The sequence below is a fragment of the Curvibacter lanceolatus ATCC 14669 genome, assembly GCF_000381265.1.
Lineage (GTDB): Bacteria > Pseudomonadota > Gammaproteobacteria > Burkholderiales > Burkholderiaceae_C > Curvibacter > Curvibacter lanceolatus.
Window position 1 is genome coordinate 150,786 of record NZ_KB906265.1, and the last position, 25,443, is coordinate 176,228.

The 25,443-nt window shown below is 66.7% G+C and carries 29 protein-coding genes; 14 read left to right on the top strand and 15 right to left on the bottom strand.

Annotated features, from left to right (window positions below; translation table 11 throughout):
* Positions 1-53 precede the first annotated feature (53 nt).
* Genes F624_RS0121185 through F624_RS0121205 form a run of 5 tightly spaced genes read right to left on the bottom strand, consistent with a single transcriptional unit; the run spans position 54 to position 4,226 of the window.
* Positions 54-362, bottom strand: coding sequence for a DUF2160 domain-containing protein (locus F624_RS0121185; protein WP_027476456.1), 309 nt, complete (start codon positions 360-362; stop codon positions 54-56).
* A 10-nt stretch (positions 363-372) separates the two neighbouring features.
* The gene (locus F624_RS0121190; RefSeq protein WP_019576360.1) at positions 373-1,185 is read right to left on the bottom strand and encodes a carbohydrate ABC transporter permease; all 813 of its coding nucleotides are present in this window, start codon (positions 1,183-1,185) and stop codon (positions 373-375) included.
* Positions 1,178-2,074 carry a carbohydrate ABC transporter permease gene (locus F624_RS0121195; protein WP_019576361.1) on the bottom strand — a complete coding sequence of 299 codons (897 nt, stop codon included), beginning with the start codon at positions 2,072-2,074 and terminating at the stop codon, positions 1,178-1,180. Before F624_RS0121195 ends, F624_RS0121190 begins: the two co-directional genes overlap by 8 nt.
* Entirely contained in the window at positions 2,071-3,147 is a 1,077-nt protein-coding gene (locus F624_RS0121200; protein ID WP_019576362.1) for an ABC transporter ATP-binding protein, read from the bottom strand. The genes F624_RS0121195 and F624_RS0121200 overlap by 4 nt, the downstream gene beginning before the upstream one ends.
* A gap of 2 nt (positions 3,148-3,149) precedes the next feature.
* Positions 3,150-4,226, bottom strand: coding sequence for an ABC transporter ATP-binding protein (locus tag F624_RS0121205; protein ID WP_031255761.1), 1,077 nt, complete (start codon positions 4,224-4,226; stop codon positions 3,150-3,152).
* Positions 4,227-4,414: 188 nt separating this feature from the next.
* Between F624_RS0121205 and F624_RS0121210 the strand changes: the two genes are divergently transcribed.
* The 5 genes from F624_RS0121210 to F624_RS34935 all read left to right on the top strand — a co-directional run bounded on the left by F624_RS0121210 (position 4,415) and on the right by F624_RS34935 (position 9,095).
* A complete protein-coding gene (locus tag F624_RS0121210) occupies positions 4,415-5,182 on the top strand; it encodes a DeoR/GlpR family DNA-binding transcription regulator (RefSeq protein WP_031255762.1) in 768 nt (255 codons plus the stop codon).
* Between the two features lie 35 nt (positions 5,183-5,217).
* A complete protein-coding gene (glpK, locus tag F624_RS0121215; RefSeq protein WP_019576365.1) occupies positions 5,218-6,711 on the top strand; it encodes a glycerol kinase GlpK in 1,494 nt (497 codons plus the stop codon).
* Positions 6,712-6,773: 62 nt separating this feature from the next.
* On the top strand, positions 6,774-7,970 hold the full coding sequence (locus F624_RS0121220) for an esterase-like activity of phytase family protein (protein ID WP_019576366.1): 1,197 nt from the start codon (positions 6,774-6,776) through the stop codon (positions 7,968-7,970).
* The gene (gene proC, locus F624_RS0121225) at positions 7,967-8,782 is read left to right on the top strand and encodes a pyrroline-5-carboxylate reductase (protein ID WP_019576367.1); all 816 of its coding nucleotides are present in this window, start codon (positions 7,967-7,969) and stop codon (positions 8,780-8,782) included. Before F624_RS0121220 ends, proC begins: the two co-directional genes overlap by 4 nt.
* A 103-nt stretch (positions 8,783-8,885) precedes the next feature.
* A complete protein-coding gene (locus F624_RS34935) occupies positions 8,886-9,095 on the top strand; it encodes a hypothetical protein (protein ID WP_019576368.1) in 210 nt (69 codons plus the stop codon).
* 75 nt (positions 9,096-9,170) lie between these two features.
* Here F624_RS34935 and ubiA read toward each other — a convergent pair whose 3' ends face one another.
* From ubiA to recG, 4 genes are all read right to left on the bottom strand, one after another.
* A complete protein-coding gene (ubiA, locus tag F624_RS0121235; protein WP_019576369.1) occupies positions 9,171-10,064 on the bottom strand; it encodes a 4-hydroxybenzoate octaprenyltransferase in 894 nt (297 codons plus the stop codon).
* A gap of 92 nt (positions 10,065-10,156) precedes the next feature.
* Entirely contained in the window at positions 10,157-10,666 is a 510-nt protein-coding gene (locus F624_RS0121240) for a Dps family protein (protein ID WP_019576370.1), read from the bottom strand.
* Positions 10,667-10,813: 147 nt separating this feature from the next.
* Positions 10,814-11,770: a LysR substrate-binding domain-containing protein gene (locus F624_RS0121245; protein WP_019576371.1), complete on the bottom strand. Its 957-nt coding sequence runs from the start codon at positions 11,768-11,770 to the stop codon at positions 10,814-10,816.
* Between the two features lie 45 nt (positions 11,771-11,815).
* A complete protein-coding gene (gene recG / locus F624_RS0121250; protein ID WP_157443550.1) occupies positions 11,816-13,903 on the bottom strand; it encodes an ATP-dependent DNA helicase RecG in 2,088 nt (695 codons plus the stop codon).
* 218 nt (positions 13,904-14,121) lie between these two features.
* Between recG and F624_RS0121255 the strand changes: the two genes are divergently transcribed.
* Genes F624_RS0121255 through queA form a run of 3 tightly spaced genes read left to right on the top strand, consistent with a single transcriptional unit; the run spans position 14,122 to position 15,828 of the window.
* The gene (locus tag F624_RS0121255; RefSeq protein WP_031255763.1) at positions 14,122-14,328 is read left to right on the top strand and encodes a type II toxin-antitoxin system VapB family antitoxin; all 207 of its coding nucleotides are present in this window, start codon (positions 14,122-14,124) and stop codon (positions 14,326-14,328) included.
* Entirely contained in the window at positions 14,325-14,705 is a 381-nt protein-coding gene (locus F624_RS0121260) for a PIN domain-containing protein (protein ID WP_019576374.1), read from the top strand. Before F624_RS0121255 ends, F624_RS0121260 begins: the two co-directional genes overlap by 4 nt.
* Positions 14,706-14,763: 58 nt before the next feature.
* Positions 14,764-15,828: a tRNA preQ1(34) S-adenosylmethionine ribosyltransferase-isomerase QueA gene (queA, locus tag F624_RS0121265; RefSeq protein ID WP_019576375.1), complete on the top strand. Its 1,065-nt coding sequence runs from the start codon at positions 14,764-14,766 to the stop codon at positions 15,826-15,828.
* Here the strand turns inward: queA and F624_RS0121270 are convergent, their stop codons facing one another.
* Positions 15,829-16,467, bottom strand: coding sequence for a hypothetical protein (locus tag F624_RS0121270; protein ID WP_157443551.1), 639 nt, complete (start codon positions 16,465-16,467; stop codon positions 15,829-15,831).
* Between the two features lie 84 nt (positions 16,468-16,551).
* Here F624_RS0121270 and F624_RS0121275 point away from each other — a divergent pair, with 84 nt between their 5' ends.
* The 6 genes from F624_RS0121275 to F624_RS0121300 all read left to right on the top strand — a co-directional run bounded on the left by F624_RS0121275 (position 16,552) and on the right by F624_RS0121300 (position 21,146).
* Positions 16,552-17,124 (top strand): DUF2975 domain-containing protein, encoded by a 573-nt coding sequence (locus F624_RS0121275; RefSeq protein WP_019576377.1) that lies wholly within the window; start codon positions 16,552-16,554, stop codon positions 17,122-17,124.
* A 15-nt stretch (positions 17,125-17,139) separates the two neighbouring features.
* Complete coding sequence (locus tag F624_RS0121280) at positions 17,140-17,382, top strand: helix-turn-helix domain-containing protein (RefSeq protein WP_019576378.1); 243 nt, start codon at positions 17,140-17,142, stop codon at positions 17,380-17,382.
* Positions 17,383-17,644: 262 nt separating this feature from the next.
* Positions 17,645-18,028: a hypothetical protein gene (locus tag F624_RS0121285; RefSeq protein ID WP_019576379.1), complete on the top strand. Its 384-nt coding sequence runs from the start codon at positions 17,645-17,647 to the stop codon at positions 18,026-18,028.
* A gap of 51 nt (positions 18,029-18,079) precedes the next feature.
* Positions 18,080-19,252, top strand: coding sequence for a tRNA guanosine(34) transglycosylase Tgt (gene tgt / locus F624_RS0121290; RefSeq protein WP_019576380.1), 1,173 nt, complete (start codon positions 18,080-18,082; stop codon positions 19,250-19,252).
* A 102-nt stretch (positions 19,253-19,354) separates the two neighbouring features.
* Positions 19,355-20,161, top strand: a complete 807-nt coding sequence (locus F624_RS0121295; RefSeq protein WP_019576381.1) for a mechanosensitive ion channel family protein — start codon at positions 19,355-19,357, stop codon at positions 20,159-20,161.
* Positions 20,162-20,330: 169 nt separating this feature from the next.
* Positions 20,331-21,146, top strand: coding sequence for a mechanosensitive ion channel family protein (locus F624_RS0121300; protein ID WP_019576382.1), 816 nt, complete (start codon positions 20,331-20,333; stop codon positions 21,144-21,146).
* A 32-nt stretch (positions 21,147-21,178) separates the two neighbouring features.
* Here the strand turns inward: F624_RS0121300 and F624_RS0121305 are convergent, their stop codons facing one another.
* From F624_RS0121305 to F624_RS0121325, 5 genes are all read right to left on the bottom strand, one after another.
* Positions 21,179-22,231 (bottom strand): serine endopeptidase, encoded by a 1,053-nt coding sequence (locus F624_RS0121305; protein WP_031255765.1) that lies wholly within the window; start codon positions 22,229-22,231, stop codon positions 21,179-21,181.
* A gap of 61 nt (positions 22,232-22,292) precedes the next feature.
* On the bottom strand, positions 22,293-23,075 hold the full coding sequence (locus F624_RS0121310) for a DUF2145 domain-containing protein (protein ID WP_019576384.1): 783 nt from the start codon (positions 23,073-23,075) through the stop codon (positions 22,293-22,295).
* 44 nt (positions 23,076-23,119) lie between these two features.
* Positions 23,120-23,593: a hypothetical protein gene (locus F624_RS0121315; RefSeq protein WP_019576385.1), complete on the bottom strand. Its 474-nt coding sequence runs from the start codon at positions 23,591-23,593 to the stop codon at positions 23,120-23,122.
* 38 nt (positions 23,594-23,631) lie between these two features.
* The gene (locus tag F624_RS0121320; protein ID WP_019576386.1) at positions 23,632-24,135 is read right to left on the bottom strand and encodes a YiaA/YiaB family inner membrane protein; all 504 of its coding nucleotides are present in this window, start codon (positions 24,133-24,135) and stop codon (positions 23,632-23,634) included.
* 210 nt (positions 24,136-24,345) lie between these two features.
* Positions 24,346-25,443: branched-chain amino acid ABC transporter substrate-binding protein (locus tag F624_RS0121325; RefSeq protein WP_019576387.1), on the bottom strand; the 1,098-nt coding region annotated here is incomplete at its 5' end.

Below are 25,443 nucleotides of genomic sequence, written 5' to 3' on the forward strand. Positions count from 1 at the left end.
CCGGCCCCGGGGAAAGGTCGAGCCGAATGCCTGTGATGAATCACGTTGAAAACTCAGCCCTTGCGCATGACCAGGGCCAGCACGGCCATGGACAGCACGAAGCTGATCCACACCGAAGGCTCTGCCTCCAGGTGCAACCACCCCTGCAGCTTTTCACTCAGGCCGACAAAGGCCAGGTTCACATAGGCGGCCGACAGCAGCCCGATGAACAGGCGATCCCCCCGCGTGGTGCGCAGCGGCAAAAAGCCCTTGCGCTCCACCGTGGGAGAACGGATTTCCCACACCGTCATGCCGATCAGCATGAGCACGATGCAACTGAAGAACACGGCGACCGGCAAGGTCCAGGCCATCCACTCAAACATGCCCATCTCCTCAGACTCGACCCATCGCGAAACCCTTCGCGATGTAGTGACGAACAAACCAGATCACGATGGCACCCGGCACGATGGTCAGCACACCGGCCGCTGCCAGGGTGGCCCAGTCCATGCCCGAGGCCGACACCGTGCGCGTCATGGTGGCCACGATGGGCTTGGCGTTCACGCTGGTCAGCGTGCGCGCCAGCAGCAGCTCCACCCAGCTGAACATGAAGCAGAAGAAGGCTGCCACCCCCACCCCGGCCTTGATCAGCGGCAGGAAGATGGTCAGGAAGAAGCGCGGGAAGCCATAGCCGTCGATGTAGGCGGTCTCGTCGATCTCGCGCGGGATGCCGCCCATGAAGCCCTCCAGGATCCACACCGCCAGCGGCACGTTGAACAGCAGGTGGGCCAAAGCCACGGCGATGTGCGTGTCCATCAAGCCCACGGTGGTGTAGAGCTGGAAGAAAGGCAGCAAAAACACCGCGGGCGGGGTCATGCGGTTGGTCAGCAACCAGAAGAACACATGCTTGTCACCCAGAAAGCGGTAGCGCGAGAACGCGTACGCCGCCGGCAGGGCCACCGCCACCGAGATCACGGTGTTGATGGCCACATAGATCATCGAGTTGATGTAGCCCGAGTACCAGGACGGGTCGGTGAAGATCAGCCCATAGTTGGCCCAGGTGAAATGCACTGGGAAGAACGAAAAGCTCGACAGGATCTCCTCGTTCGTCTTGAAGCTCATGTTGATCATCCAGTAGATGGGCAACAGGGCAAACACGATGTACGCCAGCAGGAACAGCGAGCGCTTGTGAAAGCGGTTCTCATGCATGACCGGTCTCCTCCGGGTTCTGCGTGCCCACGCTTTGCATCCAGTTGTAGAGGATGAAGCAGAGCAACAAGATGATCAGGAAATAAATCAGCGAGAAAGCCGCCGCCGGGCCCAGGTCGAACTGGCCCACTGCCTTCTGCGTCAGGTACTGGCTCAGGAAGGTCGTGGCATTGCCAGGGCCGCCCCCGGTCAGCACAAAGGGCTCGGTGTAGATCATGAAACTGTCCATGAAGCGCAGCAGCACCGCGATCATCAGCACGCCGCGCATCTTGGGCAGCTGGATGTAGCGAAACACCGCCAGCTTGCTGGCCCCATCGATGCGGGCCGCCTGGTAGTAGGCATCCGGGATGCTGCGCAGCCCGGCATAGCCCAGCAAGGCCACCAGCGGTGTCCAGTGCCACACATCCATCACCAACACGGTGATCCAGGCATGCGTCGCATTGCCGGTGTAGCTGTACTCGATGCCCATCTGCTGCAGCGTGTGCCCCAGCAGGCCGATGTCGTCACGGCAGTAGATCTGCCAGATGGTGCCCACCACGTTCCAGGGGATCAGCAGCGACAGCGCCACCGCCACCAGCACGGCCGATGACTTCCAGCCCTGGGCCGGCATCGACAGCGCCAGCAGCACGCCCAGAGGCAGCTCGACCAGCAGCACCGACAGCGAGAAGATCAGCTGGCGCAGCAAGGCCCCGTGCAGCTCTTCGTCGCGCATCACGGCAGCAAACCATTCAGTGCCCACGAAGACGCGGCGCTCGGGCGAGATGATGTCCTGCACCGAGTAGTTCACCACCGTCATCAGCGGCACGATGGCCGAAAACGCCACGCACAGGATGACGGGCAGGATCAGGAACCAGGCCTTCTGGTTCACGGGTTTGTTCACGGCACTCATGACACCAGTTCCTCATTCACATAAAAGCAGGTGTGCTGCCCCAGCAATTGCAGCCAGACCTCGTCGCCTGCCGCCAGCTTCAACCACTCCACCCCCAGCCGGGCCTTGAGCACCGTGCCTTGCACCTCGGCGCTCAGCATCAGGTGGGTGCCCACGTCCTGCACCTGGCGCACCCGTGCCGGCACTGCGCCCGGCGCGCCGGGGCTGGCCAGGTCCAGGTATTCCGGGCGGATGCCCAGCTTCAGCGCGCCATCCGGCAAGGCCTTGCCCACCGGCAGCGGCAGGTGCCGGCCCGCCAGCTCCAACTTGTCGCCAGCCACCTCGGCGGCCAGGAAGTTCATGCCGGGCGAACCGATGAAATGCCCCACAAACGTGTGCTGAGGGCGCTCGAACAAGGCATCTGCCGGGCCCACCTGCACAGCGCGGCCACGGGTCATCACCACCACCTGGTCGGCAAAAGTCAGGGCCTCGACCTGGTCGTGCGTCACGTAGATCAGGGTCAGCTTGAGTTCGTGGTGGATCTGCTTGAGCTTGCGGCGCAGCTGCCATTTCAGGTGCGGATCGATCACCGTCAGCGGCTCATCGAACAGCACGGCCGACACGTCGGGCCGCACCAGGCCGCGGCCCAGGGAGATCTTCTGCTTGGCGTCGGCGGCCAGGCCGGCGGCGCGCTGGTTGAGCTGGCCGCTCATGTCCAGCATCTCGGCAATCTCACCCACGCGCTTCTTGATCTGCGCCTCGGGCACCTTGCGGTTGCGCAGCGGGAAGGCCAGGTTCTCGGCCACCGTCATGGTGTCGTAAATCACCGGAAACTGGAACACCTGCGCAATATTGCGTTGCTGCGGGCTCAGGCGGGTCACGTCCTGGCCGTCGAACAACACCTTGCCATGCGAGGGCACCAGCAGCCCCGACATGATGTTGAGCATGGTGGTCTTGCCACAGCCCGACGGCCCCAGCAGCGCATAGGCGCCGCCGTCGTCAAAAGTCATCTTGAGAGGCAGCAGCGCGTAATCGCTGTCCTGCTGCGGGTTGGCGCGGTAGGCGTGCGCCAGATCGAGTTCGATGCGGGCCATGCTCAGTGTCCTCCTGCGCGTTCGGGGGCCAAGGCCAGCTGGCCGCTGCCGTCAAAGACATAGGCCTGTGCGGGGCTCACGTACAAGGTGATCGGGGCACCCAGCTCGAAGTAATGCACCCCCGTCAACTGGGCCACCAGCTCACCCACCAGCGTGTGCACGTGCACATAGGTGTCCGAGCCTGAGATTTCGGCCAACTCCACCGTGCCCGGCAGACTCACATCGCCCGGGCGGCCATGCACGCGCAGTGCGCTGGCGCGCAAGCCCACCGTCATCTGGGCGGCACCGGCCGATGCCGGCAGGGCCAGGGTCAATTCCGGGCCGCCGCGCAGGCGCACGCCGCCCTCGCAGGCATCGGCCTGCAGCAGGTTCATCGGCGGATCGCTGAAGGCCCGCGCCACCCGCAGCGAGCGCGGGCGGTGAAACACCTCGGCCGTGGGGCCGTACTGCAGCAACTCCCCCTCGTCCAGCACCGCGGTGTAGCCCCCCAGCAGCAGGGCCTCGCCCGGCTCGGTGGTGGCATACACCACGGTCGAGTCGCCGCTGGCAAACAGCGAGGTCAGCTCTTCGCGCAGCTCCTCGCGCAACTTGTAGTCCAGGTTCACCAGGGGTTCATCCAACAGCATCAGCGGGGCCTGCTTGGCCAGTGCGCGGGCCAGGGCCACACGCTGCTGCTGCCCGCCCGACAACTCGGCCGGCAGGCGCTCCAGGAACATCTCGATGTGCAGCTTGGCCGCCAGGTCACGCACCCGCTGGTCAACGTTGGGCGCCTTGCGCAGCAACAGGGGTGACGCGATGTTGCGCGCCACCGTCATCGACGGGTAGTTGATGAACTGCTGGTACACCATGGACACGTCGCGTTCGCGCACCGGCATGCCGGTCACGTCCTTGCCATCGACCAGCACCCTGCCCTGGCTCGGTGTGTCCAGGCCCGCCATGATGCGCATCAGGCTGGTCTTGCCGGCCTGGGTCGCCCCCAGCAGCACCGTCACAGCGCCGCTTCGCAAGGCCAGATTCATGGGGTGGAGCCAAGTCTCCGCCCCCATTTTCTTGCCAATGCCTTCCAATTCAAGCTGCATCACGCAACCTTTCCACTTGTTTGTCTCGGGTCCCGCTACCAGTTGTTGCGCGCTGGCAGGGGCTTCGAATGTTCGCAACTTTTCGATTATTGTTCCTTTTTTTTCGTTTTTGATTCTGGTTTTCCCCTAACGCGTTCCTTTTTTTTCCCTTTAAAGTCGCTGGCTCGAACACTGGCAGACTGCGCACCGTGAACTTCAACCCCAGACAACTCAAACTCATTGAAGTGGTCCGCGAGCGCGGCTCGGCCACGGTGGAAGAACTGGCCGAGCAACTGTCGGTCACCCTGCAGACCGTGCGGCGCGACGTGCAGAAAGTGGCCGAGAGTGGCGCCCTGCGGCGCTTCCATGGCGGCGTGCGCGTGCCCAGCTCCACCACCGAGAACATCGCCCACCCGCAACGCCAGGGCCTGCATGCCGAGGGCAAGGCCCGCATCGCCCGCGCCGTGGCCCAGCAGGTGCCCGACGACTGCTCGCTGATCCTCAACATCGGCACCACCACCGAGGCCATTGCCGAAGCCCTGCTGCAGCACCAGGGCCTGCGCGTGATCACCAACAACCTCAATGTGGCCACCATCCTGTGCCGCAACCCCAGCTTCGAGGTGATCGTGGCCGGCGGTGTGGTGCGCCCGCGCGACCGCGGCATCGTGGGCGAGGCGGCGGTCGACTTCATCCGCCAATTCAAGGTCGACCTGGCCATCATCGGGATCTCCGGCATCGAGTCCGACGGATCATTGCGTGACTACGATTACAGGGAGGTGAAAGTCGCCCAGACCATCATCGAACACGCACGCGAAGTCTGGCTGGCGGCCGACGCCAGCAAGTTCAACCGCCCCGCCATGGTCGAGGCCGCCACCCTGTCGCAAATCGACCGCCTGTTCACCGACGCCCCGCCCCCGGCGCCCTTTCCCCAATTGCTGGAAGACGCCGGCGTGCGCCTCGACGTCTGCCTGACCTGACACCCCCGCCCGACCGGATCTCCAGGACCCCTGACATGACCTACCTCTTGGCCCTCGACCAGGGCACCTCCAGCTCACGCAGCATTGTTTTTGACGCCCAGGGGCATGTCGTCGCCCAGGCCCAGCAGGAGCTGCCCCAGATCTACCCGCAGCCCGGCTGGGTGGAGCACAACCCCCTGCTGATCTGGCAGACCCAGCTCGACACCGCCCGCGCCGTGCTGCAGAAGGCAGGCCTGCAGGCCCGCGACATCCATGCCCTGGGCATCACCAACCAGCGCGAGACCACCGTGGTCTGGAACCGCAAGACCGGCCAACCCATCCACAATGCCATCGTCTGGCAGGACCGGCGCGCCGAGCCGGCCTGCGCCCTGCTGCGCGAGCAAGGCCATGCGGAGCTGATCCAGCAACGCGCCGGGCTGCTGGTGGATGCCTATTTTTCGGGCACCAAGCTGCAGTGGATCTTGAACAACGTGCCCGGCGCCCGGGCCCAGGCCGAGGCCGGTGAGCTGGCCTTCGGCACCGTGGACAGCTGGCTGATGTGGCAGCTCACGGGCGGCACTGTGCACGCCACCGATGTCAGCAATGCCTCACGCACCATGCTGTTCAACATACGCACCAACCAGTGGGACGATGAACTGCTGGCCCTGCTCGACATCCCGCGCCAGCTGCTGCCCGAGGTGCGCCCCTCCAGCGCCGACTTCGGCCAGGTGCGCCCCGAACTGCTGGGCCAGGCCATCCGCATCAGCGGCGTGGCCGGCGACCAGCAAAGCGCTCTGTTCGGCCAGGCCTGCTTCAGTGCCGGCATGGCCAAGAACACTTACGGCACCGGCTGCTTCATGCTCATGCACACCGGTGAGCGCTTCCAGACCTCGCAAAACGGCCTGCTGACCACCAGCGCAGCCCAGACCGGCCCGCGGGCCGAGTTCGCCATCGAGGGCAGCGTGTTCGTGGGCGGCGCCGTGGTGCAGTGGCTACGCGATGGGCTCAACGCCATCCAGTCCAGCAGCGAGGTGCAGCAACTGGCGCAGAGCGTGCCCGATGCCGGCGGCGTGATGATGGTGCCTGCCTTCACCGGCCTGGGCGCCCCTTACTGGAACCCCGAGGCCCGTGGCACCATCACCGGCATCACCCGCGGCACCACCCTGGCCCACATTGCCCGGGCGGCCCTGGAGAGCATCGCCTTCCAGAGCACCGCCCTGCTCGAAGCCATGAGCCTGGATGCCGTAGCCGCCGGCGGCAGCCCCGTCACCGAACTGCGGGTGGACGGCGGCGCCTGTGTCAACGACCTGCTGATGCAGATGCAGGCCGATCTGCTGGGCATCCCCGTGGTGCGGCCCGCCGTGATCGAGACCACCGCCCTCGGGGCCGCCTACCTGGCCGGCCTGGGCTCGGGCCTGTACGCGGGGCTGGACGAACTCAGCCAGCAGTGGCGTGCCGAGCGCACCTTTGTGCCGCAACTGGCACGCGACCTCGCCCGCGAACGCATCGCCCACTGGGAGCGCGCCGTGCGTCAGGCGACTGCCACCTGAAAAGCGCTGCGGCCACCCTGACCGCGGGCAGAGCGTTTGAAAAAACGCCTAGACTTCTGCCCGTGAAAATCCCCAGCAACACCTCCCTCCCAGGTGCCCAGGTCTTGTCCCGGCGCCAGTGGCTGAAATGGGGCGCTGCCCCTCTCCTGGCCAGCGCCCTGCCCGGCTGCACCCCCTTGGGCCTGCGCCCTGGCAACGCCGGCCTGCGCCCTCAGTTGCGCCTGCTGGGCGAAGAGCGCCTGCCCTACCACCTCCAATTTCAAGACACCATGGTGGGTGGCCTGTCCGGCCTCGACCACGACCCGGCCAGCGGCCGTTGGTTTGCCCTGAGCGACGACCGCTCCGACCGCAACCCGGCGCGTTTCTACACCCTGGCCATGAAGGTGTCTGAAGCCGGCATCACCGGCCTGTCCGTCCAGAGCGTGACCCTGCTGCGCGACGCCCAGGGCCAGCCCTACCCCAATCGCAAGCAGGCCGACGCCAGCCGGCCCGACATCCCCGATCCCGAGTCGATCCGCTTCCGCCCTGAAACCGGCACCCTGCTCTGGACCAGCGAGGGCGATGTGAACCGCGGCCTGCCCCCCGCACTGCGCGAAATGTCGCTGGACGGGCGCCTGCTGCGCGAGTTCACCCTGCCCGAGGTGCTGAAGCTGGGTGCCGACGACGCCCATGGCCCGCGCAACAACCTCACGTTTGAAGGCCTGGCCCTGAGCCCCAGCGGCCGCCACGCCTGGGTCTCGATGGAAGCCCCGCTGGCCCAGGACGGCCCGCTGCCCACCGCCGGCCAGCGCGGCGGACCTTGCCGCCTGACCCGCTTTGACCTGAGCACCGGACAGGCCGACCGGCAGATCGCCTACCAGCCCGATGCCGTGCCCCGCAGCCCGCTGCCGCCGGGCACGCCGGCCGACAATGGCATCAGCGAGATCCTGATGATCGACGAGCACCACCTGCTGCTGCTTGAGCGCGCTTACATGACCGGTGTGGGGGTGTCGCTGGCGCTCTACCGCATCGACACCCGCCAGGCCCCCGACACCCTGCACCAGCCCACCCTGGCGGCGGGCACCCCGGTGGCGGCCAAGACCCTGGTGGCCGACTTTGCCAGTTTGGGGATCAGCCGCCTGGACAACAGCGAATGCCTGTGCTGGGGGCCCACCCTGAGCAACGGGCGGCGCAGCCTGGTGGTGCTGAGCGACGACAATTTCAGCCCGATCCAGATCACCCAATTCCTAGCTTTCGAATACCAGGACGCATCCCAATGACCTCAAAAATCGCATTCATCGGCGGCGGCAACATGGCCAGCGCCATCATCGGCGGCCTGCTCAAACAGGGGCGCCAGGCCTCCGACATCCTGGTGGTCGAGCCCTTTGCCGAAGCCCGCGAGCGCCTGGCCCGTGATTTCGGCATCCAGGCCTTGGAGGCGGCCGATGCCCGCCTGGCCAGCGCCGCCCTGGTGGTCTGGGCCGTCAAGCCGCAGACCTTCCGCGAGGCCGCCACGGCGGTGCAGGCCCATACCGCCCAGGCCCTGCACCTGAGCGTGGCCGCCGGCATCCGCAGCGACAGCATTGCCCAATGGACCGGCACCGAGCGTGTGGTGCGCTGCATGCCCAACACGCCCGCCCTGGTGGGCAAGGGCATGACCGGTCTGTTCGCCCGCGCCGCCGTGACCGCGGCCGACCGCGGCCTGGTCGAACAGGTGATCCAGACCACCGGCGACTCGCTGTGGGTGAGCGAAGAAAGCCACCTCGACGCCGTCACCGCCCTCTCGGGCTCGGGCCCGGCCTATGTGTTCTATTTCATCGAGGCCATGGCCGCCGCAGGTGCCCAGATGGGGCTGAGCGAAGCCCAGGCCCTGAAGCTGTCGATCGGCACCTTTGTGGGGGCAGCCGAGCTGGCCCGGGCCTCCACCGAGCCGCCCGAGGTGCTGCGCCAGCGCGTCACCTCCAAGGGGGGCACCACCTACGCCGCCCTGTGCTCCCTGGAAGAAAACCAGGTCAAGGCCCATTTCATGCAAGCCATGGAAAAGGCCCGCGCCCGCGCCCAGGAACTGGGCGATGAATTCGGCGCGGCCTGAACCCGGCAACCGCCCAACTTCAGCGAAAATACGCCCGTCAAGGCGCCAGCAGCCATTCGGCACGGTGCCGTGGCGGCCAACCCTCAACCAACCAAGACACAACATGAAAAAACTACTGACTGCGATTCTCTCGGCCGCCCTGGTGGTCATGCCCCTGGCCCTGACCAGCACCGAAGCCGCTGCCAAGACGCCGCACAGCGTCAAGGCCTCGGGCAAACATGCCAAGAAGGCCGGCAAGCACGGCAAGAAGGCCAAGAGCAAGCATGCCAAGCACGCCAAGAGCGCGCACAAGGCCAAGGCCCACACCTTCTGAGCGGCCCAGCGCCCCTCAGCGATCAGGCCCGCCGCGTGCGGGCCTTTTCATTCAGGCCGGAATTCAGGTCGAAATTCATGCCAGCCAGCCGGCCAGCAGCAGGCTGGCGAACAAGGTGGCCCCCAGCCAGTGGTTGGCTCGGAAGGCCTTGAAGCAGCCGTCCCGGCTGCGGTTGCGGATCAGGCCCACATGCCAGCCGACCTGGGCCAGGGCCAACAGCAGCCCCCCGCCCAGGAAGACGGCCGGCACGCGCTCCCGCAGCACCAGCCCCCAGATCAGCAGGCTCAGCCCATAAAAGGCGGTGACGGCGGCCACATCCCAGCGACCCAGGGTGATGGCCGAGGTTTTCATGCCGATCTTCAGGTCATCGTCGCGATCCACCATGGCGTACTCGGTGTCATAGGCCAGCACCCACAACAGATTGCTCAGCACCAGCCAGCCCACCAGCGGCGACAGGGGTACGCCCTGCGCCGTGAAGGCCATCGGAATGCCAAAGCTGAACGCCACGCCCAGCACGGCCTGCGGCATGGACAGCAGGCGCTTGGCATACGGGTAGAACAGCGTCACCGCCAGGGCGCCAAAAGACCACAGGATCGTGAGCCCGTTGGTGGTCAGCGCCAGGCCAAAGGACAGCAAGGCCAGCACAGCCCCCAGCGCCAAGGCCTCGCGCACCGAAACAGCGCCCGAGGTGACCGGCCGGTTGGCCGTGCGCTTCACATGGCGGTCAAAGCCGCGGTCGGCCACATCGTTCACGCAGCACCCGGCACTGCGCATCAAGATGGTGCCCAGCGTGAACACAATGAGCAGATGCCAGCCCGGGAAGCCGCCCTTGGCCACCCACAGCGCACTCAGCGTGGGCCACAGCAGCAACAGCCAGCCGGCAGGCCGGTCCCAGCGGATCAGGCTGAGGTAAAGCGCCAGACGGCTCGGAGACGGTGTGGCAGAGGAAGGGCTGGAGGAGGCGGTCATCGCAGGCGGGCTCGGTCAAAGAAGGGCGGTGGCAATTTTCGCAGCAAGCCGCCCCGGCCCGAAGGCACCCGGGACCGTTCAGAACCGCGAAATCACTCTTCGAGCAGCGAACGCAGCATCCAGGCGGTCTGCTCGTGCACCGTCAGGCGCTGGGTCAGCAGGTCGGCCGTGGGTTCGTCACTGGCCTTGTCGGCCAGCGGGAACAGCTCGCGCGCCGTGCGCGCCACCGCCTCGTGGCCGGTGACCAGAATGCGCACCATCTCCAGTGCCTTGGGCGGGGTGCCCGGGGCGTCGGGCACGGTGGCCAGCTTGCCGAAGTCGGCGTACGAGCCCGGCGCCACATGGCCCAGCGAGCGGATGCGCTCGGCAATCGGGTCGACCGCGTTCCACAGTTCGGTGTACTGCACCATGAACATGGTGTGCAGGGTGTTGAACATCGGCCCGGTCACGTTCCAGTGGAAGTTGTGCGTGGTCAGGTACAGGGTGTAAGTGTCGGCCAGCAGGCGCGACAGGCCCTTGGCGATGGCCGCACGGTCCTTGTCACTGATGCCGATGTTGATCGCGGGCGCCGTCTTGGGGGTGCTGCGGGGGGCTTTGGCCATGGGGTCACTCCTTCAGTGTTGAAAAACAAACCATCCACAAAGGCTTGAGTCGACGCGTCCATGTGGCAGACCTCAAGCCTTTTGTAATCAGAAGATTCAATGTAACTCCGCCAGACGGTCAAGCACGTAGGACGATCGCTCAAGGAATCAAGACAGACGTTTGACACCGGGCAACTCGCAGGCATAAATCGAGTTGCGCAGGGCGGCAATCGCCTCGTAACGGGTGAAGCTGCGGCGCCAGGCCAGCACCACGCGGCGGTAAGGCACATCGCCCTCGAACGGCAGATACACCACATGGGCCTCATCGTCGCTCTTGCGGCGGCGCGTGCGCGGGGTCAGGGCGTCCTTGGGCACGCTCAGGCGGGGCACCAGGGTCACGCCCATGCCGGCGGCCACCATGTGCTTGATGGTCTCCAGCGACGAGCCCTCGAAGCTCTTGCGGATGCCCTCGGCATTGCTTGAAAAACGGGCGAACTCCGGGCACACCTCGAGCACATGGTCGCGAAAGCAATGGCCGTTGCCCAGCAGCAGCATGGTTTCGCTCTTCATCTCTTCGGCCGTGATGCTCTTGCGCGCGGCCAGCGCGTGGGTGCTGGGCACGGCGGCCATGAAGGGCTCGTCGTACAGCGGCGCCAGCGCCAGCCCCGTGTCGGGGAAGGGTTCGGCCATGATGGCGCAGTCGATCTCGCCGGTGCGCAGCATCTCCAGCAGCTTGACGGTGAAGTTCTCCTGCAGCATCAGCGGCATCTGCGGCGTGCGCGAGATGGCCTGGCGCACCAGATCGGGCAGCAGGTAGGGGCCGATGGTGTAGATCACCCCCAGCTTCAAGGCGCCGGCCAACGGGTCTTTGCCGCGCTTGGCAATCTCCTTGATGGCGGCGGCCTGCTCCAGCACGCTTTGCGCCTGGCGCACGATCTCCTCGCCCAGCGGGGTGACGCTGACCTCGTTGGCGCTGCGCTCGAACAGCTTCACCTCCAGCTCGTCTTCGAGCTTGCGGATCGCCACCGACAAGGTCGGCTGCGAGACAAAGCAGGCCTCGGCGGCTTTGCCAAAGTGCTTTTCGCGCGCCACGGCCACGATGTATTTGAGTTCGGTCAGGGTCATGAAGGTCTTTGCTGCATGCCGGGCCCGAAGGGGCCCAGCCGGTCCTCAGGCTTTGAGGAACTCTGATTTTCCTCCCAACCAGCGGCTCACGTGCGCCTGGGCCATTTCGGGGTAGCGGTCCAGCATCAGGGGTGCGGCCTCGCGGGCCCAGTCCAGCAGCACGGTGTCGGTGGCCAGATCGGCAAAACGCAGCAGCGGCGCCCCCGACTGGCGCGCGCCCAGGAACTCGCCGGGCCCCCGGATCTCCAGATCGCGCCGGGCGATCTCGAAGCCGTCGGCGGTCTCGGCCATGGCGCGCAGGCGCTCGCGGGCCGTCTCGCCCAGGCGCCCGCTCTCGTTGGTGGCGTACAGCAGCACGCAGGCCGAGGCCGCCGCGCCCCGCCCCACCCGGCCACGCAACTGGTGCAGCTGGCTCAGGCCAAAGCGCTCGGCGTGCTCGATCACCATCAAGGAGGCATTCGGTACATCCACCCCCACCTCGATCACGGTGGTGCTGACCAGCACGCCCATCTGGCCGCTGGTGAAGAGCTCCATCACCGCCTTTTTCTCGGCCGTGGGCATGCGCGAATGCAGCAGCCCCACCATCACGCCGGGCAAGGCATCGCTGAGGTCGGTATGGGTGGCCGTGGCGTTGCTGAGGTCCAGCGCCTCGCTCTCCTCAATCAAAGGGCAGACCCAATAGACCTGGCGCCCTTGCGCAATTTGATCGGCAATGCGCGCCACCACCTCATCGCGCCGGCTGTCGGACACCAGCTTGGTCACGATGGGCGTGCGGCCGGGCGGCAGCTCGTCGATGGTGGACACATCCAGGTCGGCGTAATAGCTCATGGCCAGGGTGCGCGGGATGGGCGTGGCGCTCATCATCAGCAGGTGCGGCTCGCGCCCGCTGCCGTCATCGAGCTTGCTGCGCAGGGCCAGGCGCTGGGCCACGCCGAAGCGGTGCTGCTCGTCGATCAGGGCCAGGGCCAGGTTCTTGAACTTGACCTGGTCCTGGATCACCGCATGCGTGCCCACCACCAGCGCCGCCTCGCCGCTCTCCACCAGGGCCAGGGCAGCGCCCCGCTCCTTCTTCTTCTGGGCCCCCGCCAGCCAGGCCACTTTTTTGCCCAGCGGTGCCAGCAGCGGCTCCAGCCAGCCGACCAGCTTGCCGAAGTGCTGCTCGGCCAGGATTTCGGTCGGGGCCATCAAGGCGCATTGCCAGCCCGCATCGATGCAGATCGCCGCTGCCAGCGCCGCCACCACCGTCTTGCCCGAGCCCACATCGCCCTGCAGCAGCCGGTGCATGGGCACGCCGCGCGCCAGATCGTGGGCGATCTCTTCGCACACCCGGCGCTGGGCCGCCGTGAGCGCAAAAGGCAACACCGCCAGCAACTGCTCGTGCAGCGACAGCACGCCGCGCTGGTGCCGCGGCTGCAGGGCCGGGGCGCGCAGGCGCGCGCGCTCGCGCTTGGATTCGAGCTGCGACAGCTGCTGCGCCAGCAGCTCTTCGGCCTTGAGGCGTTGCCAGGCCGGGTGGCTGTGGTCCTCCAGCGCCGCCAGCGACACATCGGGCGTGGGGTGGTGCAAAAAGGACAGGGCCGAACGCAGATCGGACAGGCGCAGAAAATCAATGCCCTGCAAGACCTCGGGCGGGATGGTCTCGCTGAGGTCGGCGCGCATCAGGCCCGACTGCACGGCGCGGCGCAGGTAGGGCTGTGGCAACTGGGCCACGGTGGGGTAGATCGGTGTCAGCGCCGTGGGCAGCTCGCCGCCGGCCAGGCGGAACGCCGGGTGCAGCATCTGCCGCCCCCAGAACCCACCCTTGATCTCACCCCGCACCCGCAGCAGGGCGCCCACCGCCAGCGTCTTCTGGTGCGAGGGGTAGAAGCTGAAAAAACGCAGCTCGCAGCTGCCGCTCTCGTCCTCTACCGTCACCACCAGCTGGCGGCGCGGGCGCAGGGTGATCTCGCTCTTCACCACCGTGGCCTCGATCTGCACCGTGTCGCCATCGCGGGCGTTGCGCAGCAAGGTGATGCGGGTCTCGTCCTCGTAGCGCAGTGGCAGGTGCAGCGCCAGGTCGATGTCACGGCGCAGCCCCATCTTGAGCAGGGCTTTTTGCGGCGGCGAGAGTTCACGCCCGGCAGGAGCAGCCATGTCTGGCTTGGCAGACTTGGGCGGAGAGGGCGGTGTGGCGGGGGGCTTGGGGGCCATGACTGTATTTTTACCCAGTCTTTCAAAGGCCAGGCGCTGCGCACTTCAAAAATGCTGGCCTTTGCACTGCGCCGAGACGGTGAATGCCCCCTCAATCCCCTCAACAAGCCCTCGTGATGCTTAATATGATGCAATTCAGCATCCAAATTGGTGAGGCCCTCATGCGAACCACGGTGACCATCGACGATGCCCTGTACGAACAAGCGCTTGAAATGGCCGATCCCGGCATGGACAAATCGGATTTGTTCCGTGAGGCGATCAAGGCCTTTGTGCGGCTGCAGGCCGGCAAGCGCCTGGCCGCCCTGGGAGGCAGCCAACCCGAGGCCGCAGACATCCCCAGGCAGCGCGAAGCCCCCGCCACGCCATGACGGTGCTGGTCGACACCTCGGTGTGGGTGGCCCACTTCCGACAGCGCAATGAGACGCTGGTGCAGCTGCTTCTGACGGATCAGGCGCTGACCCACCCGCTGGTGCTCGGTGAACTGGCCTGCGGCACGCCGCCCGAACCCCGCGGTCGCACCCTGGGCGACATCGGCCTGCTGCGCGCGGCCCAGCAAGCCAGTCTGCAAGAGGTGATGGCCTTCATTGAACGGGAACATTTGCATGGCTTGGGCTGCGGCATCGTCGATCTGCTGCTGTTGACCTCCACCCTGCTGACCCCGGGCGCCACGCTCTGGACCCTGGACCAGCGCCTGGACACGCTGTGTCGGCGTTTTCAGGTGAGCCACGCGGCCAAACTGCATTAAGCTGCGCGCCTGATCTTTCACAACCCCTTGGCACGGGCCTGTCAGGCCCTCAAGCACCATGACGCTTCACCCCGCTTCCCGTCCGTTCACCCTGGCCGATTTCGACTTCGAACTGCCGCCTGAACTGATCGCCCAACACCCCGCTGCCGAGCGCAGCGCCTCGCGCCTGCTCGACGGCACCGGCCCGGCCCCCATCGACCGCATCTTCAAAGAGCTGCCCAGCCTGCTGCGTGCCGGCGACCTGCTGGTGTTCAACGACACCCAGGTGATCAAGGCGCGCCTGTTCGGCGAGAAGTCCACCGGCGGCAAGGTCGAACTGCTGGTCGAGCGCGTGCTGCAGGACCACGAGGTGGTGGCCCACATGAAGGTGAGCAAGAAGCCGCCCGTGGGCAGCACGCTGGAGATGGTGGGCGGCTTCAGCGCCACCCTGCTGGGCCGCTGGCCTGACGAGGACGGCGCGCTGTTCCGCTTCCGCTTCAGCGGCGAACCCCATGCCCTGATGGCCGCCCACGGCCACGTGCCCCTGCCCCCCTACATCGAACACGGCGACTCGGCCGAGGACGAGCAGCGCTACCAGACCGTGTTCGCCCGCCACCCCGGGGCCGTCGCCGCACCCACGGCCGCCCTGCACTTTGACGAGCCCCTGCTGGCCGAACTGGCCGCGCGCGGCATCGAGCGCGCCAGCGTCACCCTGCACGTGGGGGCCGGCACCTTCCAGCCCGTCAAGACCGAGAACCTGGCCGAGCACAAGATGCACCGCGAGTGGTACCAGGTGCCGCTGGACACCCTGGCCGCCCTGGAGCGCTGCCGCCAGCGCGGCGGCCGCGTGGTGGCCGTGGGCACCACCACCGTGCGCACCCTGGAATCGTGGGCCCAGTCGGGCCAGACCTCGGGCGACACGCAGATCTTCATCACGCCCGGCTTCAGCTTCAAGGTGGTCGACGTGCTGATCACCAACTTCCACCTGCCCAAGAGCACGCTGATGATGCTGGTCAGCGCCCTGGCCGGCTACGAGCCCATCATGGCCCTGTACCGCCACGCCATCGCCCACCAGTACCGCTTCTTCAGCTATGGGGATGCGATGCTGCTGGAGCGCCGACCCACTGGCTCACCAGCGACCTGATCAAGAGGCACAGGCCGGGAAGCGCCGGGCCTGCTCCTCCTTGGGCAGCAGGGTGGCCAGATCCGCATCGCGCAGCACGGCGATGTAGTCGCCCTGGGCGTTGAAGCGCAGCAGGGTGCTCACCCGCAGACTGCGCGAGGCCCCGGGCGGCTGACAGCCCTCAAAAGCCAGACCCAGGCCGAGCCGGCGCTTGCCCTCACTGCCTTTCCAGCCCAGGGCCCGGCTGCGCAAGGCCTGCAGGCGCGCCAGGCTGGCCGGTGCGATGCGCCAGACATGCAACTGCAGCCCCGGGCCGGCCTCCCCCGCCAGAGGGCTGAGTTCGGCCGCCCCCCTCATTTCTTCGAGCGGCAGCTTTTCCTCCAGCGTTTCCCAGGTCGTCTGCCCGTTCACGGGGGGCAGCTCACGCGCCACCGTCACATCCAGGGTCATGGAGGACGGGTTCAGCCGCAGCGAGGCGGGGGCCACCAGGGCCGCACGCAAAGCGCCCGGGTCCAGGTCTTCCAGCTGCAGCGCCCGCAGCTTCCACAGCGAAGCCAGGGGCACGCTGCCGCAGCCGGCCAGCGCCCCGACCAGCAAGGCAGCCAGGCAGGCCCGCCCAAAACGCACAGAAAGACCCACAAAAAGACGGACAAGAGACATCACGGCACCCTTCTTTGTTTGACTAATTTTCTGCAATTCAACAAAATATTATTGTTTTACAGAAATTAAATCCTGTCTACCGCCATGACAAACGATCTTCAATCCCCGGCCTTCCAACGCCTATCGCGGCTGCTCAACGGCCTGACCTGGGCCTGCGGCCTGCTGGGAGTCGGCTTTTCCGTGGCCCGCTGGGTCGGCCTGGGCCGAGGCGGCGAAAGCGCCTGGCACAGCCTTTTGCTGCCCCTGCAAGCCCAGTTGGCGGGCTTGAAGCCGCCCCCCAGCTTGAGCTGGCCCTGGCAGTTGGCCGGGCTGGGCCTGGAGTGCCTGCCACTGGCCGCCCTGGCACTCAGCCTGTTGAGCCTGCGCAGCATCTGCGCCGCCTTCATCGCCGGCGAGGTGTTCTCGGGACAGGCGGTGCGCGGCTTCAAGCGCCTGGGTCAGGGCCTGATGGCCATGGCCTTGCTCAGCGTGCTGTACGGCGCGGGGGTGACGGCCTTGCTGTCCTGGCTGGCCTCGGGGCAGCACGGCGGCCTCGTGGCGGTCTCGCTGGGCTCGTTCGAGATCAGCCTGCTGATCCTGGGGCTGTTGATGCGACTGCTGTCCCAGGTGATGGCCGAAGGCCAGCGCCTGAAGGCAGAAACCGAAGCCTTTGTCTGAGGATCAGGACAGCCCATGCCCATCCTGGTCAAACTGGACGAAATGCTGGTGCGCCGAAAGGTGAAGTCGCGCGACCTGGCCGCCCACATCGGCATCACCGAAGCCAACCTCTCGCTGCTCAAAAGCGGCAAGGTCAAAGGCGTGCGCTTCGACACCCTGGCCGCCATCTGCGAGTACCTGGCCTGCCAGCCGGGTGATCTGCTGGCCTGGTCACCGGGCACAGAGGAGCCCACCGAGCCGGATGCTGCGAGCGATTGAGCGCGGGCCATCGCGCCAGACCGCCTGGGCCGTGGGCCTGGCCATCTTGCTGCATGGGATGCTGCTCATGGCATGGCGGGCCCCTTCTGGCCCCGCCCCCTCGCCACCGCGCGCTGAACAGCTGGTATTGCAGGCGCAATGGCTGACCGAAGCGCCCAAGGCGTCACCCCCCACTTCCGTGAACAAACCAAGCCAGGCAGCCAACCGAGCAACGGGTGGACAGCGGGCACCTGCACCGATCACGCCTGCACCACCGACCGCCATGGAGGCCAGAACGCTTTCAACGCCTGACACGGCGGCTGCCAGCAGCGCCCCACCCCGGCCTGGGCCCGACAGGGCTGGCCACACCTCGGCCCCCCAGACCCTGCTGCTGAGCCCCGAAGCCCTGGCCAGCAGCCTGCAGCGCGAGCGCCGCTGGCAACAGCAGCACGGGGATGGGCGCCGCTTCCCGGATCGCTTGGAGGCACCTGGCCCCGGCGACTCGCCAGGGACTGCAAGCCTTCAGGAGGGTGCGCCCGGCCCGGGCGGCCGGCTGGCGCGCGTGCAGGGCGCGCTGGGCACCTACTGCGTGCGGCTGCCGCCCCCCGATCGCCCCCTGCCCGATGGCCCGGCCCCCCGCCTGGCGCTGCCCGGCAATTGCCCCTGAGGCCAGGCGCTGCGCGCCCCCTGGCGCGCCACCCCTCCTACAATCCCCGCCATGCTGAATTTCGACCTCCTCGCCACCGACCCCGACAGCCACGCGCGCCGGGGCACGCTCACGCTGAACCACGGTGTGGTGCAAACGCCCATCTTCATGCCTGTGGGCACCTATGGCACGGTCAAGGGCGTGATGCCGCGCAGCCTCGAAGACATGGGCGCGCAGATCATCCTGGGCAACACCTTCCACCTGTGGATGCGACCGGGCCTGGACGTGATGCAGAGCTTTGGCGGCCTGCACCAGTTCGAGAAGTGGAACAAGCCCATCCTCACCGACTCGGGTGGTTTTCAGGTCTGGAGCCTGGGGGCCATGCGCAAGATCAGCGAGGAAGGCGTCAAGTTCGCCAGCCCCGTGAACGGCGACAAGCTGTTCCTGACGCCTGAGATCAGCATGCAGATCCAGACCGTGCTGAACTCCGACATCGTGATGCAGTTCGACGAATGCACGCCTTACGAGACCAAGGGCCATCTGACCACCGAGCGTGAGGCGCGCAGTTCGATGGAGCTGTCGCTGCGCTGGGCCCAGCGCTGCAAGACCGAGTTCGCGCGGCTGGAAAACCCCAACGCCCTGTTCGGCATCGTGCAGGGCGGCATGTTCGAGAACCTGCGAGAAGAGTCGCTGGCGGCCCTGGTCGAGATGGACTTTCCGGGCTATGCGGTGGGCGGCGTCAGCGTGGGCGAGCCCAAGGATGAGATGCTGCGCATCATGGCCCACACCCCGCACCGCCTGCCGGCCCACAAGCCACGCTACCTGATGGGCGTGGGCACGCCGGAAGACCTGGTCGAGGGCGTGGCCCAGGGCGTGGACATGTTCGACTGCGTGATGCCGACCCGCAATGCACGCAACGGCACCATCTTCACCCGTTACGGCGACCTGAAGCTGCGCAACGCCCGCCACAAGAGCGACCCGCAGCCGCTGGACGCCACCTGCACCTGCTACGCCTGCGCCGGCACCTCGGGCGTGTCGTGGGCCGATGGCGGGCGCGACGGTTTCAGCCGCGCCTACCTGCACCACCTGGACCGCTGCGGCGAGATGCTGGGCCCGATGCTGACCACGGTGCACAACCTGCACTACTACCTGAACCTGATGCGCGAAGTGCGCGAATCCCTGGACCAGGGCCAGTTCACGGCCTTCCGCGCCCGCTTCAAGACCGAGCGCGCCCGGGGCGTCTGAGTGGCGCAGGGGTAAGCAATTGCTTACCCCTCTTGCACCTGGCTAAGCCCGCCCTCCGCAGGCTCTCTATGCTGCCCAGCCCGCAGCAGCAAGGAGAGCCCCGTGAACCCCGAAGTCGTCTGGCAGTTTCTGACCACCCAGGGCCTGGAACTGGCCCTGAAGGTGCTGGGCGCACTGGCAACCTGGGTGGCCGGGCGTTGGCTGATCGGCCAGCTCACCCGCCTGATCCACCTGACCCTGCTGCGCGGCCACATGGAGCCCACCCTGGCGCAGTACCTGACCTCGATCAGCAAAGGCCTGCTGCACGCGCTGCTGGTGGTGCTGATTCTCGACATCTTCGGCATCAGCACCACCTCGCTGGCCGCCTTGCTGGCCGGCGCAGGCCTGGCCCTGGGCGCCGCCTGGGGCGGTCTGCTGAGCCACTTCGCCGCCGGCCTGTTCCTGCAGGTGCTGCGGCCCTACCGGGTGGGTGACCACGTCAACTTGGCTGGCATCACAGGCCGCGTGCGCGAACTGGGCTTGTTCAACACCCAGTTGATCAGCACCGACCACGTGCTGACCCTGGTGGGCAACAACAAGGTGTTCTCGGAGGTGATCCGCAACTACAGTGCGCTGCCGGCACGCCGGGTGGATTGCCAGCTCAGGCTGGCCCACGGCGTCGATGCGGACGAGGCGATCGCCCGCATCCGGGCCGCGCTCGCCACCGTGCCCCATGTGTGCAGCACACCGCCACCCGAGATCGGCATTGCCGAATTCAGCCCCGAAGGGCCGGTGCTGAACGTGCGCCCCTTCACCCACACCGACCACTACTGGCAGGTGTATTACGACACCCACCGTGTGGTGTTGGGTGCCGTGGTCGACGCGGCCTATCCGGTGCCGGAAACGCCCATCCGCCTGCGCGAAGGGTGATGCGGGCAGCCCCCCGGCCCAGCCGATGCCGGACCTGCGGCTTCGTCGCTCAAGTGCCCTCAACCCCTGGGCATCTGCCAACTTTTGACGTTTTCGAGAACTTTCACGAAGTTCCGACCGCTCCTGGAAACGCTACAAAAAGTAAGCTGCGCGCAGGAGGTTTACACACATGAACACTGAAGCCATCTGGCATTTCTTGAGTACGCAAGGGGCTGATTTCGGCCTCAAAGTCCTGGGGGCCCTGGCGGCCTGGATCATCGGTCGCTGGCTGATCGGCCTGGTGGTGCGCTTGCTGGGCACCGTGCTGGCGCGCGGCAGCAAGGTCGACGCCACGCTGGCCGAGTACCTCAAATCCATCCTCACGGTGCTGTTGAACATCGTGCTGGTGATGGCCATCCTGGACATCTTCGGCGTGAGCACCACCTCGTTTGCCGCCCTGCTGGCCGGTGCGGGCCTGGCCATCGGCACCGCCTGGGGCGGCTTGCTGACGCACTTTGCGGCCGGCGTCTTTCTGCAGGTACTGCGGCCCTACAAGGTGGGTGATTTCGTCAGCGCCGGCGGCGTGACCGGCACGGTGCGCGAACTGGGTCTGTTCGGCACCACCATCGTCACCCCCGACAACGTGGTCACCATCGTGGGCAACAACAAGGTGTTCTCGGACACCATCCAGAACTTCAGCACCCTGCCGGTGCGGCGCGTGGACTGCGTGGCCAAGGTGGCCAACGGGGTCGATGTGCAGGACGCCATCAACCGCCTGAAGACCGCCGTGAGCAGCATCCCCAACGTGGCGGCCACCCCGGCGCCCGATGTGGAGATCCTGCAGTTCACCCCCGAAGGCCCCTTGCTCTGTGTGCGCCCCTACACCCACACCGACCACTATTGGCAGGTGTATTTCGACACCCACAAGGCCGTGGTCGCCACCTTTGGTGCAGCCGGCTACCCGGTGCCCGAGACCCCGGTGGCGCATCGCAACCTGCCGGCCTGAGCGGCACCAACGCCTCAGCCTCTGCCCCCGCCTCAGGCCGGGGCCTGCGGTGGCCGGGCTGGCGCGCCGCAGCTGATGCAATAGCGCACCCAGGCGTTCTTGCGGGTGTGGCACTGGCCGCAATGGTCGTGCAGGCCGATGCCGCAGTGGGGGCAGAAGTCCAGGCCCGGCTGCTTCAGATCGACCGGTCGTTCGCAGCCCGGGCACACGTTCTTGGCCAGTCGCCCCAGGGCCTGGTCGTAGTCCAGGGTGTCACGCCGGCGCTGGTCAGGCTCAGCCTCGGCCGCCTGCTGGGCCGCCAGGTAACGGTTCAGCGCCACGATGGCGTAGCGCCCCACCAGCACCGTCACCACAATGCCCACGCCATAGCGCACATAGCCGCCGTAACTGGGCAAATAAGGCACCAGTTCCACAAAGAAGGCCACCAGCGCGAAGCCGATGAAGCCCCACACAAAAGGCCAGGCGCTGCTCTTGCGCTGCTTCACAAACAACCAGCCTGCCAACACCAGCAGGGGCAGGGTCAAGGCCAGGCGGTACAGGAACACGCGCAGTTCCTGCTGTCGGCTGGCGGCCTGCCAGCCGGACTGGGCGCTCCGTTCGAGCTCATTGAGCTGCTGCTGGGCCTGGTTCTCGTGCTGGCGGGCGTCGAGTTCGGCCTGCTGCTGCGTCTCCACCGCCGCCAGGGCCTCGCGTTCGCGCTGCTTGAGCCCGTCGAGCTCCTGGGTGCGCTGCACCAGGGGCGGGTCTTGTTCAGGCCGGGCCGTGGCGTGGCGCGTGGACAACCAGTTGTTGAAGGTTTCGCGCGCAGCCTGGTTGTCGGCCTGGGCCCGGGCGTGGGCCAGACGCGCCTGCTCCAGGGCCTGGGCGGCATCCTCACGCGCCTGGCGGGCCTGCTTGAGCTGGTCGCGTGCCCGGGCGGTGGCCGCGCGGTCCATGAAGTCGGCCACTTGCACGCGCTGCTCGACCTTGGGCAGGTCGTCGACGATGGCACTGCCCAGGCCGGTCAGGAAGCCACCGAAAACCAGGGCCACCCCCCACAGGCCACGGCGAAACCATTTTTCGGAAAGACGAAGCGATTGAGACATGACGGAACTCCCTTCTGACAGCGGTGGATTTTGAGGTCGGCAGCCAGCTCAAGGCCAGCGTTCAAGGCAGGGTTGCCCGAAGCGGCGCCCCGGCCAGGCCGGCACGCGGCAGCCAGGCCAGCACCGAGTCCACCGTGACGGTGGCGATGCGGTCGCTGAAACGCTGCTCGGCAGGGTGGTCATCGAAGGCCACCTGGGCCCGCGAGACCCGGGCCCCCAGCCGGGTCAGCGGCCCCAGATGCAAGACCGTGGGCTGGTAGCCCTGCAAGCGCAGCCAGGCCTGGGCCTGGGCACGGTCATGCACCTGGGGCGCCAGGGCCGCGGCCAGGAGCTCGATCGCCCACTGGTTGCTCTGCTGGTAACGCTGCCCCCAGGCGTAGCTGACCAGGTTGTAGGCCGGTTCGTGCAGCCAGGCCGTGCGCTGCGCGTTCTGCAGCCAGGGCAGCAAGGCGGCCTGCGCCTGCGGCGTGGGCACGGCCCACACCGCCTCGTAGCGCCACAGACCATCCAGAAAGAATTCGCCCAAGCCCTGGCGCATGACCACGGAACGGCCCGTGCCGCAGGTGTTGAGTTTGTGCAGCACCCGCCACGGGCCTTCGGCACTTTTGTACGCCCAGCCCAGGTGCGAATAGCGCAGGCCGTAGGCGCTGAGGTCCTGCCCGGCCCGACCCAGGACCACCACCTGGGCGCCACTGGCATCGAGGGCCTGGGCCACGCGGGCGGCCAGTGCCATGCCCTGGGTGACCGAGGCCACGGTGGGCCCGCGGTCCTGGCAGTCCTGCCCGGCCCACGCCGGCAGGGTGCCCAGCCCGCAAGCCAGGCTGGCCGCCGCGAGGCACCGCATCCATGTCCGGTTCAGGAGCCAATTCAGAAGCATGATCAGCCCCCTCACAGCACGCGCTCGTCATGCAGCAAGGCCCGGCCCAGCGCATTGGGCACAAAGGCCAGCAGTTCACCCGCCACCGACAGCAGCACACCGGTGCCGATCACACTGCACACCACCCCGGTGCCCACGCTGTAAGCCACGCGAGCCCCCGCCTGGCCTGCCAGCTGCAGGCTGACCTGGGCGCCGTCCGAGGCCCGCTCCAGCACGATCAGCGTGCCACGCGCTGTCGACTGGACGGCCTGGACAGTCAGCACCGCGCCTCCGACCGACAAGGCCACAGGCAGTGTCGCGGCCGCGCCGGCCGCCACCGAGGCGCCGCCGGCCACGGCGACCACGGAGGCCAGCGGCATCAGCGACATGGCCGCCGAGACCTCGCTCTGGGCGCGGGCCGTGCCGGTGCCCAGCGCCAGCAGGGCGCACAGGGCCAGGGTGGCCCGGGCATGTTGAACCAAGGGTATGAGGGGCATGGAAATCATGGTTTCTCCTGAAAAGAACATCGGGATTCGTTCAGGGCTCATTGCGAATCAGAGCTCTGCCCTTGCTGCAGGTCGCGGCGCAGCTGGGCGCGGGCTTCGGCACGGGCCTGGGCCAGGGCGGCTTCGTGGGCATCGCGCAGCGTCTTGGCCAGCGTGAAGGCCGAGCTCACCAGGTAGAGCCAGCTCACGCCCAGGTAGGCCTTGTAGGTTTCGCTGATGTTCATGCGCAGCAGGCCCCAACCGGTCAGGCCCATGGCCACGGCAAAACCGCCCCAGACCACCAGGCGCCACAGGGGCGACTCTGCGGCCGTGCTCTGCTGGTCGCGCACCGACTTGGACAGCACGAACACCGCCGTCAGGCAGAACACATAGCCCATCACCATGAAGGCGCGGTCCAGGTCCTGCCCCGGCAACCAGGCCAGGCCGGTGCCGCACAGAGACACGGCCAGGGCAAATGAAACCCAGACTTGCAACTGCCAGCCGCGGGAGTCACGCCCCACGGCGGCAGGGTGGCTGGAAACAGGGGCTTGGCGTGAAAACATGAAAACTCCGGGGTGGTGTTGAAGATGGGCAAATGATCCCGCCACAACGCTCCGCAGGCATCGATTTTCATGACCGGTCAGCTTTTGAAGAACAACAGGTATCGATATTCGATACCTGACACCCGATGAAGGGAAAACACCCGGACAAGAAAAAAGCCACCCGAAGGTGGCTTTTTGAGTGGGGCGAAAGCCGCTGAAGATCGTGGGCGATCAGTTCAAAGCGGTCTTCTTGCCATCCTTGTAGGTGTACAGGGTGATGGCCGGGTTCTTCAGCTCGCCGTTGGGCTCGAACGCGATCTTGGCGGTCACGCCCTGGAAGTTGGTTTCGATCAGCTTCGGGGTGTAGACCTTCGGGTCCACCGAGTTGGCACGCTTCATCGCGTCAACCAGCACGAAGGTCGCGTCGTAGGTGTAAGGGCTGTACACCTGGAACTGGTTGGGGTACTTCGCGTCGTAGCGCTTCTTCCAGGCTTCGCCGCCAGGCATCTTCGACAGCGAGGCACCGCCTTCGGCGCACACCACGTTTTCCAGCGTCTTGGCACCAGCGGCCAGCTTGGCCAGTTCGGACGTGCAGATGCCGTCACCACCGAAGTACTTCACGTTGCCCAGACCCAGCTGCTCCATCTGGCGCAGCATCGGGCCGCCTTGCGGGTCCATGCCGCCGAAGAAGATGCCGTCCGGGTTCTTGGCCTTGATCGAGGTCAGGATGGCCATGAAGTCGGTGGCCTTGTCGGTGGTGAACTGCTCGTCCACCACGGTGATGCCCTTGCTGGCAGCGATCTTCTTGAACACATCGGCCACGCCCTGGCCGTAGGCGGTGCGGTCGTCGATCACGGCCACGCGCTTGAGCTTCAAGGTGTCCGCAGCGTAGAAGGCCAGGCCGGCGCCCAGCGCGTTGTCATTCGAGATGATGCGGTAGGTGGTCTTGTAGCCAGGCTTGGTCAGGTTGGGGTTGGTGGCGGCACCGGTGATGTGCGGGATGCCGCAGTCGTTGTACACCTTGGCGGCCGGGATGGTGGTGCCCGAGTTCAGGTGGCCGACCACGCCGGCGACCTTGGCGTCGCACAGCTTCTGTGCCGCGGCCGTGCCTTGCTTCGGATCGGCTGCATCGTCTTCAGCGGCCAGTTCCCACTTGATCTTCTTGCCACCGATCACGATGTTTTGCGTGTTCAGGTCTTCAACGGCCATGCGGGCGCCGTTCTCGTTGTCCTTGCCGTAGTGGGCCTGGGCACCCGACATCGGGGCGACGTGGCCGATCTTCACGACCTGGACGTCTTGTGCCGAGGCAGCGCCTGCCAGAACTGCCAG